The organism is Vibrio sp. NFR (assembly GCF_027587095.1).
GTDB lineage: Bacteria > Pseudomonadota > Gammaproteobacteria > Enterobacterales > Vibrionaceae > Vibrio > Vibrio harveyi.
The window spans coordinates 86,698-100,356 of record NZ_JAPPTN010000009.1 but is presented as its reverse complement, the minus strand read 5'-3'; the positions used below and the strand labels follow the sequence as shown (position 1 = coordinate 100,356).

Here is a 13,659-nt window from a genome sequence, read left to right as displayed (position 1 = left end):
CTATCGTTTCTATGTGGTTGAACATTTTCAAAAAAGCGCCTAATGCAGGCGCTTTTTTATTGCGGTTTAAGAACCATGACCATTACTTAGTTGCTGGTAGGCCACATCTCTTCCCATTTTACTGATTCCATGTTGTCTTCGATGCTATCTGGCGTTTGAGCAAAAAAGTCTAATCCAGTTTGACGTTCAACTTCGTCAATAGTGGTAATAAAGTTGGCTAACTCTGAGCTTGAAACATCACGATGCGGGACAATGAACGCAATGGCTTCATCAAAGCTTGGATCAAGAATGACTTTGTAAAACGCGCTCGGGATCACCACACCATTACCGATTGTTCCTTCGTTGCCTTGGTAAATCGGTCCAGTCACCACATAAAGTTCGTTGTATTCATTGGCGAGATCACGAACATGTTCTTCTAGAACGCGCCAACCAACTCGGTTAAACCCCGGAAGTTGAGGCGACATGTTGCTCATCAAAAAGCTCTGCTTCATTGACTCTCGGGTGAAGTCCATTGTCGCTGATGGCGCAAGGTGTCCTCTGTCGTAACCTGAGCCTTTGTAGTCCGCTAGGGTAGAGCGCGCGTAATCCGGCATTTCAGTGTCTTCTTTGAAGGAGTTACTGCGTTTGTTGGTGATATTCACGCTTTCAGCGGTAATGTGGTAAGCAACCCAGTCTGCGTTTTTGGTGTCGTAGTTGTACCCAACCGCATAGCCATCTCGGCAGAGGAACTGATCGCTGTTGGTTGAAGGCATACCTTTATCAAGGTGTTGACCGCAAGTTTCAGCAAGAGTAGGGAAGGATAGGAGCGTGACTAAAGATACTAAGATGATGTTTTTCATTATTTTTCTCCGTTATTGGGAGATTTGAAAATAATGAAATTACTCACTAAGACTGTGAATTAGCTTATAAACTAATCAGTATCTTGTAGGTTAATGATGAGGTAAATATCATTGCTGTGAATGTAAAGGGTTACACAACAGATTTTATAAACGTGTTGTCTAACCCAAAACTAGCAGCGTAAAAGAGATACACTTACTCGGCTTTATTTGGTCCGGTAAAGCGAATGTCTTGCAGGTTAAAGCCGAGCTCGATGTCGCATTTCAACGCTGCTACTCGTTTGCATAGACGTGCAGATTCAATGTGTTCATCCAGCTTCTTACGATATTTCGGTACCAGCTCTTCACTTGCGTATGCCGCTTCAATGTCCTCAAACTGAGTGAGAATTTCCTTAGCGGCTTTTGGACCAACACCGGGTACACCCGGTACTTGGCTTGAGCTAATCCCTGTTAAACCCCAGTAGTCGGCAAGCTGAGTGGGTTTCACGCCAAACTCTTTTTCGATAAACGGCTCATCCAACCAACGATGTTGGAAGTAGTCTCGGATTTGCAAAGTTGGGGACAACAATTGGCAATAACCTTTGTCGGTGGAGACGATGGTGACTTTCTCTCCGTGACTTGCGACTTTAGTGGCGAGGGTTGCAACTAAGTCATCCGCTTCATCACCTTCAGATAGCAGTGAGTCGATGCCTTGCTCCCACCACGCTTGTTGAATTGCGTCTAAACCTTGCATCAGGGGCTCTGGCATAGGTTTGCGGTTTTGTTTGTAGTCTGGAAGGATTTCCGCGCGCCAACCTCGGTCTTGCTCGTGGTGATCGAATACCGCGATGATGTGCGTAGGTTGCGCCTCAGATAGGATGCGAGTCAGCGTTCTGCCTGTCGTTGTGATGGTTCTTGCTATGTCAGTTGGATCGGGTTGTGCTGAGTGCACGCGGCGGATCAGGTTTAGGGCATCAATGATAACAAGATGAATAGACATAATGACTTAGCAATAAAAAAGGGGCGGAATGCCCCTAGTGTAACGAAAGCTGAGTTATCTATCGACCACCATTTTCTCGATGGGCAATACGGTAGCATGGTTCATACGCAGTGCCACCCGGCAGTTTCATGCGGTGCTGCTCTACGAAGTCTTTCAACAGCTTGTCGAGTTTTTTCATCAAGACTGGATCGCCATTGATGGTAAACGGACCTTTGCGTTCGATTTCTCGAATCCCTTCCGCTTTAACGTTACCAGCAACAATACCTGAGAAGGCTTGGCGCAGACTTGCAGCCAGAACTTGAGGTTGTTGGTTCAAATGCAGATCTAGGCTTGCCATCGCATCATGAGTTGGTTCAAACGGAAGTTGGAACTCTGGCTCAATTTTTAGCGACCAGTTAAAGCTATACGCATCGCCTTTTTCTTTACGATGCTGACGAACCTCGTCCATTGAGCGTTTCATAATACGAGCAACTTCTGCTGGATCATCAATCACGATTTGGTAGTGCTTCTGACCTTCTTCGCCCAATGTATCGGCAATAAAGGCATCGATTGAGCGGAAGTAGGCTTCACTCTCTTTCGGACCTGTAAGTACGATAGGCATTGGTTGGTCGGCATTTTCTGGGTGCATCATGATACCCAAGATGTACAGCAACTCTTCGGCGGTACCCGGACCGCCAGGGAAGATAACGATGCCGTGCGCCATGCGAACAAAGGCTTCGAGACGTTTCTCGATGTCTGGCATGATCACCAACTCGTTCACGATTGGGTTTGGTGGCTCAGCCGCAATGATTGAAGGCTCTGTCAAGCCAAGGTAACGCTGCTCGGTATAACGCTGTTTGGCGTGACCAATCGCTGCGCCTTTCATTGGACCTTCCATCGCACCAGGACCACAGCCCGTACAGATGTTCAGTTCACGTAGACCCAACTCGTTACCCACTTCGCGAGTGTATTGGTACTCTGTCGCGTTGATTGAGTGACCACCCCAACAAACCACAAGGTTCGGCTCAATGCCGGGCGTCAACGTACCAGCATTACGCAAGATGCCAAATACGAGGTTGGTGATGTGCGTGGCATTGGTGAGGTTAAGACGTTGGTTGTCCGCCAAATGCATGTTTACGTACACGATGTCACGTAAAACAGAGAATAAGTGCTCTTGAATACCCTTGATGATCTCTCCGTCAACGAACGCATGTTCTGGCGGGTTGGCAAGCTCAAGCTTGATGCCGCGTTCGCGTCGAACTACGTTCACATCAAACGATAGGTATTTATCTAACAGCTCTTTTGAGTTGTCGGTATGGCTACCAGAGTTGAGGACCGCGAGCGTACAATTGCGATAGAGCTGGTAAAGCTCACTTGATGCGGTTTTCTTAAGACGTTCAACTTCCAGTTGTGATAGCAAATCCATGCTACCTGCGGGGCTTATATGGGTAATCATAAGGCCTCCTTGCTAGTGCTTTCTTTGAGGGAAGAAACCAACTCACCTACTTAGCTTATACGTGTCGTTCTACTCAGTGGTTGGCAGACTTTGTTTATAGCGTTTAAACAGCTTAGCAGACTGGAAGAGGAGAAACGTGATAACTCGTTGAAAATTTGAGGCAATATGACAAAACAGCACGTAAAAAGTGTTCGTTTGATTGTTTTTTGAACGCTTTTTAGTTCCAGTTGACTTGGTTGTTACCACGCTGTTTGGCGTCTTTTAGCATGTTACCAAGACGGTCGAGGACGTATTCTGGGTTGTCTGCTTCTTTAAATGATGTAGAAACCGCAGTTAAGGTGATCATGATGTTTTGTTCACGGAACTTGAATGGTAATTTGCTGATGTCACGTTGAATGTTTTTCATCAATTCAAGCGTGTATTCTTCTGATTGTTCCGGGATCAGCAAGATGAACTCTTCACCACCAAAACGCGCTACGGTTTCCGTATCTGCAATCCGCTTGTTCATCGTGCGGGCAATGATTTTTAGCGCCTTGTCACCAGCTGTGTAACCGTAGCTATCATTAACCGCTTTGAAGTTATCCACGTCAAACAGCACCACGCGCAAGTTTTGCTGTGAGCGAATCCAACGACGATATTCGAGCTCTAAACGATCGTTAAAAGCCGTGCGATTGTAGACCTTTGTAAGAGGATCAAGCAGCATACGCTGAGCTTGGTCTTCCAAGCGGCGACGGTAATCTTGTGTCGTTTCGAACACTGCTTCCAATTGATTTTTGCTGTAGCTTAGGCGTTCTTGAAGTGCTTGCTCACGCTCTTCTGTCATTCTCAAGCGTTCAGTCAGTGATGCCATTTTTGCCAGCAGTGGCGAAACTTCGCCTTTTAACTCGTCTAAGTCTTGAGCTTGCTCAAGAGACTCTTGGCTGCGTTCAACCAAAGTGGTCATCTCAGCGTTCAGCTCTTGACGATGCTCAAAGTAAGTTTGGTGCTGGTCAACATTCTGATGAACGGTTTTGAGATTGCTAGACAGTGACGTGTTTAACTGTTCTAGGAACTGTTCTGATGATTTACGCTCGTACTTGGTCGCTTCCACGACCAGTTTTAATGTGTGTAGAGTTAATTCAATCAGAGATTCAGCATTGACACCTAAAAGTAACTTAGCGCGAATATCCAACAGTTGATCGCCAGACTCACCTTCAAAATCGAGTTCCGTGATGGTGTGTTGTAGATCGCTTGCAAGGCATTCCAGTTGTGACTTATCAGGACCGTGTTCTAGCTCGCCTAGGTTAAGGCGTGAATTAGAGGTGATTATCTTGAGTGCGCGCTCGTAGATGCTCAGTAGCTTAGTGGCTTGATCGACTTTCTTACCAGCATGGACTTCCGAGAAGCTCATCAGGTTACGCAATTCACGTTTTAACTGCGCAGGCAAGCCGGTGATACGTTGAAGCGTTTCACCACTGTGTTTGATTTGTTCGTCGAGATAACCGTTTTGTTTTTCCATCGTCTTAGATTGCTGTTTGAGCATTCTTTCTAGCACTGCTAAGCGAGGGATCAGCGTACTTACATCTTTATGATGTTCAAGCTCTTGCTGAATTTCGCGCAGGTAGTTGGATACTTGAGAGTTTGAACCCTGACAAGCAGAAGACAATGATGCCACAACTCGCTTAAGAACTTGCTGCTCACGTTGAAATTTGAGCGAAGTATCACGATGAGTCAGCCTGAGTTGGTCAAGTTGACAACTCAGCTGATGAAGCTGCGACTGAATATCGGATTCCAAGATTCCCATGAAGTGACTACGGTTAAGTCCATGTACTACTGACGATTATTTGATAATAACAAAAAACTTTATAGCGTCATCACTGATCACGCTCAACCGTTGTTTAATTATCCGTTTTTTAATATTTTTTTGATGTCGTCCTCATTCTTGTACGAAGAATGAATCTTTATTAGCCCTTGATTGATGGCATGTTGGCAAGCTGTCCTTATGTCACCGGTTGCAAAGCTCGCGGCAGGTGCATTATCAATGGCCTTTAAGAATACCCAATGACTGTGCTTATCTTTCAAACTAACTTCACGTGCTATGTGTGTCGCAAGCAACAGTAGATCGAGCAGTTCTTCATCGTTAATCGCGGTGTAAGCACGCGGCAAGAATGGGTAATCACTGATGCCCATACGAATGATGCGATTGACGTTGTGCTGTGCTGCGAACTCGTCCACCCAGCCTTGGAATTTATCAAAGGTGGCTTCTGCGGAGGCATCGCGATCGGCATTTGGCTCAATGTACAACAAGTTTGCATCTGAGAAATGGTACAAACGTGTTGGCTTCTGAATGCGTTCTGCTAGGAACTCACCAAATGCACGTTCTAACTCTAAGCCAGCTTTGTAACCATGTTGAACGTACATGCTGCGCAAGAATGGCAAATCGATCATCACAAAGCGTAAGCGGTCATTCAACGGCTCGTGGATAAGTTCACCCATTTGCCATTGTTCGAATGTGTCGCTCGACTTCTTCAATGAACGCGATAGCTTGACGTTGAGCATACGTAAGTTACGCAGGCGTGAGCGAGAGTGAGTGAACAGATCATTACGCAGCTTTTCAATCTCAGCTGTTTGACGTTGGTTGATAACACCACGACGCATGATGAATAAGAACATCACCAAAACGGTAATAAACAGTGCGAACGAGATCTTTTGGAATTTACGATGCTCCATTTCAACTTGAGCTAGCTTGTCTGCCTGACCTACATAGTGGATGCTTTGCTCAGCAAACTCTTTTTGTTGGCGGAAGGCATCTTCACTGATTTGGTTAAGCTGCTTTTGCTCTAGGCGCACTAGGCTGATGTATTTTTTATACGCTTGAAGGGATAACTGGTATTCGCCAGCTTGCTCATACCCCAAACCCAGTAAGCGATAGCTTTGCTGTTTAATGAAGCCCGTATCTTCTGGTGCTTTCTCTATCAGGTCTAGCGCTCTCTTGGCATTGACGATCACATCTTTACTGTCATTTTGATGGTATGCCAGACCTGATTTAAGCAGTGCAGCTTTGGCTTCTAGCTGAGGTAAATCAGCGTATTCCAATAAGTCTTTGGAACGGTCTAGGTACTGCTCTGCTAACGCATAGTTGTAAAGCTGAAGGTAAGTGGCAGCTAGGCTCAAACGTATTTTAATAATGCGGTTGATATTCTTACTGGTGCTGTCGTGATCAAGTACATTGAAGTAATGCACCAGCGCGAGGTTGAACTTACCTTGGTAGAAGTAGATATCGCCCATCTGTTCTAGCACGTCAGCCAAAATTGGGGAGCTTGGGTAACTGTCGTAAAAGTCCGCCGCCTGAGAGAGGTATTCAATTGCTTTGTCGTAAACGCGGCGCTCTTGGAATAGTCGAGCCAATAGACGGTTTACCTTTGCTAGTCTGGCTCCACTGTCGCTCTCGATAGATTGCCAGTAACCGTAAAGCAGTTCTGAGAGCGCGAGGTTGTATTTCTTGTTGTTGAGGTAAAATTCGCCTACCGCTGTGTGGTAGTCAATCAGAGTCAGATCTGAGCGATTGTCTTCCAACATGGTTTTAGCTTTAGCATACAAACGCTCAGCGTTTACGGAGTCACCGCTATTTGCTGCGAGCAAGGCACGTTGCATCACTAAGCGGTAACGAACGCTGTCGGTACGCTGTAAAACCGGATTTGCTTCTTCAATCTGCTTTTCGATCTGGCCGAGTTTTTGTTCTGCTGCGGCGTAGTTTTTGTCGTACATCCAAATCATTTGGTTGCGCATCAGTTGCACATCCAAATTCATGTACGGCAATTGGTATTCTTTGGCTAGACGTTCTGCTTCATCAAGGTTGTTGATGGCAGAGCGAATGTTGCCCATTGCATAATCGGCTTGTGCAATGATTTTGTGCGCCTCAATCGTGCTGCTCGGGGTGCGGATACTGCGGTCGGTCTCTTCACGAGACATCGCGGAAGGGCTGCCATTCTCTTGGCGTTCAATCAGCTCGCGTTGCAAAAGGTAGTTTTTGGCCGCTTGTTTTGCTTGTGAAGGTTCGATCTCAGCTAATTGCTGAGCTTCATTGAGCAAAGCGGAAGATAAAATGGTCGCGTGAAGTGGCTGTGCTAACAATAAGCAAAGAAAGCCAATCAGCCTTAATAGACGCGAACTGTCCCAAAACATCCTTTTCGTTCCCTCGAACTGTGTCGTTTTTGAATAAATAATATTAGAGAAAAACGCCCAGCAATCCAACAGATAGCTGGGCGTTTTTGAGTATTTAAGCAATGAGTGTTGAGTATTTAGCTCATTCGCTTTTGATTAAGTACTCAGATTATTGACGAGCCATGCGATTATTGTGCGCTGGCTTGTCTTGTTCCGTTGAGCGGTAAGGGTTGATATCCAAACCACCACGACGCGTGTAACGTGCGAATACGGTTAGTTTCGTTGGTTGGCAGTACTTCATCAAGTCAGTGAAGATACGTTCAACACATTGCTCGTGGAACTCATTGTGTTCACGGAATGAAACCAAGTAGCGAAGCAGCTTCTCACGATCAAGCTTAGCGCCTTGGTAGCGAATTTCTACGCTGCCCCAATCTGGCTGGTTGGTGATCAAACAGTTTGATTTTAGTAAATGGCTGTGAAGTACTTCTTCCACTTGCTCGTTACCTGCAGCGCCGTCTAGAAGCGCTGCATCAAAGTCGTAGCTAGTGATTTCGATGTCTTGATCGTCAATGCATTCACCTTCCATCGTGACAATAGGTTGGTTGGTGTAGTGACTAACTGGATTCACTTCCACAAGTACTTGCTCGCCAGCGCATGCTGATAAATCTTGCGCTAAACGCTCAGTGACTTCTTCCCAAGTAGCAAAACGCGTTTGGTTGTAGCTGTTTAGGTACAACTTGAACGACTTTGACTCAATTAAGTTTGCGCTGGTTGCTGGGATGTAGACTTCGCCAACGGCAACTTGAGGCAAGCCTTTACTGTTTAGCCAAGATAGCTCGTACAGCGTCCAAATATCGTGACCCATAAACGGTAGGCTGTCGCCAAGTTCAAGGTCATCACGGTTTAGGCTGCGAGGTACAGGTTGCAGCAAGCTTGCGTCGTATTGATTTGCGTACTCGGTCTTTTTACCCAGAGTTAGGCCAGCAAGCTCTTTAGCGTCAGAATATTTGCTCATACTTTGTGGTCATTTTCGATTAGAATGGCGAGAATTTTACTGAATCCGCTGATTAATTGCCATCCGGCAGACACCGCGACCTGATAAAAACTAACCAGGAGACCTTCATGACCCAAACCGTTACTCAGGCTCTACAGGACTTTAGCCTGCGCTACCAACAAGCTTGGCAAGACGAGCATAACGAACTGCCACGCAGTGAAGAGCTTGCTGATCTTGTTTCTCCATGTGTAGAAGAGAAACGCGACGGGGCCGTATTGTGGAAAGCATTCCCACGTGAAGAAATGGCGGATTTCACTAACGTTGAGAACGCAATTGAGCTGACGCTGCATGAAGACATCAAAACCTTCTACGGTTCTCAGTACAGCGCTGATATGGACGCAACTTGGCAAGGTAACGAACTGACGTTGCTGCAAGTATGGAGTGATGATGACTTTACTCGTCTGCAAGAAAATATTCTTGGTCATCTAGTCACTCAGCGCCGTCTAAAACTAAAGCCGACGGTATTTATCGCAGCGACAGATGCAGAGTTGGATGTTATTTCTATCTGTAACTTAACCGGTAATGTGATTCTTGAGCGCTTAGGCTCAGACAAACGCGACGTACTGGCTGAGACGCTCATCGAGTTTCTAAGCAAACTAGAGGCTGCAGTGTAAGCATGTACGTTGTTGAGTTGCAGTTTGAGTGTTTTGATAACACTACCGTAAGCGCGGTTGATAAAGCGATTAATGGTCTGATGGACGCATTGCGCTACAACGGTCAGGTGCTTGGTCGTGAGTTTCCTATCGTGATGGGTGATGGCGAGTTTTATGTTCGCGTGGTTTGCCCAGAGCAAGACAGTTTGCACCCTCGTTACCATTCTGATTTCGTCAAAGTGTGCATGAATCGTTTGTCGGAAGCCTCGTTGCTTGCGCCGAAAATGCGCATGTTGGGTCGTGATTTGAACTCAGAAGAAGCGGCGGAAGAAGAGACGCCTAGCTGGCAAGTGCTGTACACCACGTACGTTCATACTTGTTCTCCACTGCGCAGCGGCGAGACACTGTTACCAATTCCGCTTTACCGTAATGGTGCTACGTTGAATGGTGACCACAAAGCGGTGGTGAAATGGCAAACCGAATGGCAAGCGTGTGATGAAATCCAAATGGCAGGTGGCTGTCGTGCTGAACACGCTGCGCTGCATGAAATTTGCGACGCTGACAGTGTGCTGTTCCGTCGAGGTTGGGATTTGCGTGGTCGTATTGAATACATCACCAAGATCCCGACTTATTACTACCAATACCGAGTTGGTGGTGACTCACTGGAAGCGGAAAAAGCGCGCAAGTGTCCCAAATGTGGTGGTGACTGGTTACTAGACGAACCGTTACACGACATCTTCTACTTTAAGTGTGACGATTGCCGAATTGTCTCCAATATCTCTTGGGACCACATCAAGTAGTCTATTTTTAAAAAGCTGGCGTTTATGCCAGCTTTTTTCTATCGCTATAAATGAATCAGGGTTGATTGGTAAAATTTTCTATTATTTATTTTATCAATACATTGATTCGAAAAGCATTTTCATTGACCATTTCTCTCATCCCCTTGATTGTGATCTTTGTTCATGTTCAAAGAAAAATGTAACTTAGTTGCATGGTTTATAAGCATTGAAACGTTTGCTTCTCAAAAATTTCAAATAATATCCATATCCTTTTTGAGGTTTTGGGAAGAGGGCCCCTTCCGAAAATATATATAAAAAAATAATCTGGAAGGAATTGAGATGACTTTATTTAAACGAAGCCTAATCTGTATTGCAGTTGTCGGTTTGATGGCTGGTTGTAACGATGATGAAACCAAATACGTAGAGGTACCATCAGATTACAGTCCAGTGGTCGCAGAGGGTAAAACGCTAACTAACACACCTGACGTCGTCGTCAAAGGTGAAGCAACGCAAGATGACGAAGTCACCATTGCTATCGCGGCGACATCGGATTTACATGGTCGCTTGTTTGGTTTTGACTATGCGCTAAATGCCGTAGACGATGACGCTGGTATTACCCGCATCGCAACCTTGCTTGCTGGCCAAAAAGCGGCACATCCAAATATGATCCTGATTGATATCGGTGATACGGTTCAGGGCAACTCCGCGCAGCTATTCAACGATGACCCAACTCACCCTGTGGTTGAGAGCATGAACTCTCTTGGCTTTGATGTTTGGGTACCAGGCAACCATGAATTTAACTTTGAGCGTTCGTTTGTCGATCGCAACCTCGATCATTTTAATGGTGCGGTCCTGTCTTCTAACATCAAGTGGGAAAGTAACGATGTGAACTACATTCGCGCGTTCCAAATGTTTGAAGTGGAAGGTGTGAAAGTGGCGATCGTTGGTCTAACGCCATCGAACGTGCCGAACTGGGAAGCCTCAGCTCCGGATCACTTCAAAGGTTTGAAGTTTGAGAACGAATTGGACGCAACCAAAGAAGCGGTTGAACAACTGGTGTCTAAGTACAATCCAGATGTGATTGTGGGTGCGCTTCACCTTGGTCGCCAAGAAGACGGTGGTGTGGGCGTTTATGAAATTGCGTCTGCAATGGCGGATAAATTCGACGTTATTCTAGCGGGTCACGAACACGCGAACTACATCGAGCAAGTGAATGCGGACGGCACAGTCACACCAATCAGCAAATCAACATCAGAAATCGGCGGCGAAAATACGTTGATTGAAGATAAAGCCAAGTCTGGCGAATACACTCAAGATAACCGAGCACAAAGCGTGAAAATCATTGAGCCAGGTAAGTGGGGTGCTTACCTTGCCAAAGCTGAGATTCAACTGAAGAAAGTCGATGGTAAGTGGACAATGGAAGACACCACGTTAACCAACATCGGCACGAAGAAGGTCAAAGAAGAGCAGGCTCTACAAGCGAAATTCCAATACGTGCATGATATTTCGGTTGAAGACGCGACGCGCGAGCTTGGTCGTGTAACGGGCAACTTCACACCAAGCGCATCAGGCTTCCCAGATGAAGCGACCGCGACGGATTACAACTACACCGCAGAGCGTCTGTACTCGACGATTCACCTTGCGAAAGTGGTTGATACACCATTGATGGATGTGATTAACCAAATCCAAATGCAGCAAATCGAAGCGGCGATGGGTAAAGGTAACGGCGCGATAGTCTCTGCAGCATCTCTGTTCTCTGATCAATCTAACTTAATAGACAACGAAGTGTACACCAAAGGTAAGTCGACTAACTTGTATAAATACGACAACACTTTGCTTGGTGTGGAGATGACAGGTGCCAACCTAAAACGCTTCATCGAATGGTCTTACTCTTACTTCAACCAATACCAACCGGGTGATATTACCGTTTCGTTCAAGAAAGGCGCTCCTGCTTACCTATACGACCAATTTGATGGTGATATCGAATTTACTGTGGATCTGAGTAAGCCGTCTCTTGAGTTGGATGAAAACAATACAGTGACGAATGAAGGCAGCCGCGTCAACATCACTAGCATTGGCGGTGAACAGTTCGATCCTAATGCAACTTACAAAGTGGCAATGAACAGCTACCGCTTTGGTTCGCAAATCCAGAAGTTTGGTTGGGCGAGCAAAGATGACGTGTTCTACGACTCAGTGAATGAGCCGGTATACGCAATCCGCGATATGTTGACGGCTTATGTTGAGAAGAACAAAGGCATCAACGTGGCAGATTTTAATGGCAACGTTGGTAACTGGTCGTTCACGCAATACCTGCCAAGTGGTGAAATTACGACACTAAGAGAAGGTAAAGGCAAGGCGCTGTGGGATCAATTGAAGAACATGGAAATCTGTGTCTCGATTGATTTGGAAAACCCGAAATACCCTGCAATTGTTAAGTCTGTGAACATCAATGATTCGTCTAGCTACTTTGTTAACCCTAACAAAGACGCGGCGACGCTTGATGAGAAAGTCGCAGGTTGTAACCCAACTCATTAATCCTGCATATGGGCGCGGTAAGTATTACCGCGCCTAATTTTACTCGCTTGAGGTAAAGACTGTTTGAGTGATGTAGAAGAGCGCTTCATGATCAAAAGAATCTATAACCGATGGGGTTTCACCCTACTGATTACCCTTATCTCCACGCTTATCTTCCAATTTTCGTCGTCGTGGAGTGAAGATTTCCGTCCTAAATCTCGTCAGCAACAAGAGTTTGTTGAAGCGACCGTCACTCGTTCGATTTCAAACCATGTTGCGCCAGATCCGCTCGTGCCGGATGTGATGACAGGTAAACAAGTCTTCATAGCAAAAATTCTTGAAGGAGAGAGCGAAGGTTTAGAGGTAGAAGTCACCAATCCACTCAGTCGTCAGCACAACGTGTATGTCAGTGAAGGTGATACCTTCATCATGATGATCCGCGAAACCACCAATGGTACCGTTTATTGGGCGTATAACCACAAACGCTCAGACGCGATTTACCTTATGCTTGTGCTGTTCTGTGCGCTGCTACTGAGCTTTGGCAAGAAAGAGGGCATCAACTCGATGGTCGCGCTCTATTTTACCGCGGCATTGATTGTTGGCGTGTTGGTGCCAAGTATTTTCGCTGGCTGGAATCCGATGCTGGTTAGTATTTTGCTGATGGTGGTGATCATCGTGGTCAGCTTTATTCTCGTCTCTGGCTATAACCGTAAGAGTTTATGTGCCATGGGCGGCACATTATTGGGTGTGATCGCCGCAGGTGTAATGGCGCAGTGGTTCGGTGAAATGGCGCACTTGTCGGGCATTTACCTCGACAAAGGCGAAGACGTGATTTACCTAACGTCGGTAAAGATGGGCATCCGTTGGTTGATGTTCGTGACGATTGTCGTTGCTGCACTTGGCGCTGTTATGGACGTTGCGATTTCGATTGCATCAGCGTATGCGGAGCTGCAACAAACCGACCCGAAACTCAAACCAAAGCAGTTGGTTAGAGCGTCGATGAATATTGGTCGAGACATCATGGGCACCATGACTAACACCTTGATTTTGGCGTTTGCTGGTGGATCGTTAACAACCATCATGATGGTATGGGGGCTTAACATGCCTGCGAGCCAGTTTATGAATATGCCGCTGGTGGGACTTGCAGTGGTGAATGCGTTAGCGGGCAGTGTAGGCATTGTGCTTACTATCCCGTTTACTGCGTTTTTAGCGCCTTATGTGTTTAAACATCCGCAAGTGGATACGCAGCAAGAACAGGAGCAAAAGAAGCTTGAGCAAGACGAAGTTCAGCTGTTCTAGCGATATAAAACCGCAATGAAAACAAAT

Annotated in this window: 10 protein-coding genes; 4 read left to right on the top strand and 6 right to left on the bottom strand. The window is 46.1% G+C overall.

Going from position 1 to position 13,659, the window contains the following annotated elements; all coding sequences use genetic code 11:
- Window positions 1-86 precede the first annotated feature (86 nt).
- The 6 genes from OH463_RS17370 to queF form a co-directional block, all read right to left on the bottom strand.
- A complete protein-coding gene (locus tag OH463_RS17370; protein WP_009697728.1) occupies window positions 87-839 on the bottom strand; it encodes a DNA/RNA non-specific endonuclease in 753 nt (250 codons plus the stop codon).
- Window positions 840-1,032: 193 nt separating this feature from the next.
- The gene (xni, locus tag OH463_RS17365; protein ID WP_005447572.1) at window positions 1,033-1,815 is read right to left on the bottom strand and encodes a flap endonuclease Xni; all 783 of its coding nucleotides are present in this window, start codon (window positions 1,813-1,815) and stop codon (window positions 1,033-1,035) included.
- Between the two features lie 58 nt (window positions 1,816-1,873).
- Window positions 1,874-3,250, bottom strand: coding sequence for a nucleotide 5'-monophosphate nucleosidase PpnN (ppnN, locus tag OH463_RS17360; protein ID WP_005447570.1), 1,377 nt, complete (start codon window positions 3,248-3,250; stop codon window positions 1,874-1,876).
- Window positions 3,251-3,467: 217 nt separating this feature from the next.
- Window positions 3,468-5,033, bottom strand: coding sequence for a GGDEF domain-containing protein (locus OH463_RS17355; protein ID WP_005447568.1), 1,566 nt, complete (start codon window positions 5,031-5,033; stop codon window positions 3,468-3,470).
- 98 nt (window positions 5,034-5,131) lie between these two features.
- Complete coding sequence (locus OH463_RS17350; RefSeq protein ID WP_269991796.1) at window positions 5,132-7,414, bottom strand: tetratricopeptide repeat protein; 2,283 nt, start codon at window positions 7,412-7,414, stop codon at window positions 5,132-5,134.
- A 148-nt stretch (window positions 7,415-7,562) separates the two neighbouring features.
- Window positions 7,563-8,408 carry an NADPH-dependent 7-cyano-7-deazaguanine reductase QueF gene (gene queF / locus OH463_RS17345; RefSeq protein ID WP_009702368.1) on the bottom strand — a complete coding sequence of 282 codons (846 nt, stop codon included), beginning with the start codon at window positions 8,406-8,408 and terminating at the stop codon, window positions 7,563-7,565.
- 107 nt (window positions 8,409-8,515) lie between these two features.
- Here queF and syd point away from each other — a divergent pair, with 107 nt between their 5' ends.
- The 4 genes from syd to OH463_RS17325 all read left to right on the top strand — a co-directional run bounded on the left by syd (window position 8,516) and on the right by OH463_RS17325 (window position 13,632).
- Entirely contained in the window at window positions 8,516-9,061 is a 546-nt protein-coding gene (syd, locus tag OH463_RS17340; protein WP_269991794.1) for a SecY-interacting protein, read from the top strand.
- A 2-nt stretch (window positions 9,062-9,063) separates the two neighbouring features.
- Window positions 9,064-9,840: a Zn-ribbon-containing protein gene (locus tag OH463_RS17335; RefSeq protein ID WP_269991792.1), complete on the top strand. Its 777-nt coding sequence runs from the start codon at window positions 9,064-9,066 to the stop codon at window positions 9,838-9,840.
- A gap of 318 nt (window positions 9,841-10,158) precedes the next feature.
- Window positions 10,159-12,354 carry a bifunctional metallophosphatase/5'-nucleotidase gene (locus OH463_RS17330; protein ID WP_269991790.1) on the top strand — a complete coding sequence of 732 codons (2,196 nt, stop codon included), beginning with the start codon at window positions 10,159-10,161 and terminating at the stop codon, window positions 12,352-12,354.
- 87 nt (window positions 12,355-12,441) lie between these two features.
- Window positions 12,442-13,632, top strand: coding sequence for a YibE/F family protein (locus tag OH463_RS17325; RefSeq protein WP_269991788.1), 1,191 nt, complete (start codon window positions 12,442-12,444; stop codon window positions 13,630-13,632).
- The last annotated feature ends 27 nt before the right edge of the window (window positions 13,633-13,659 follow it).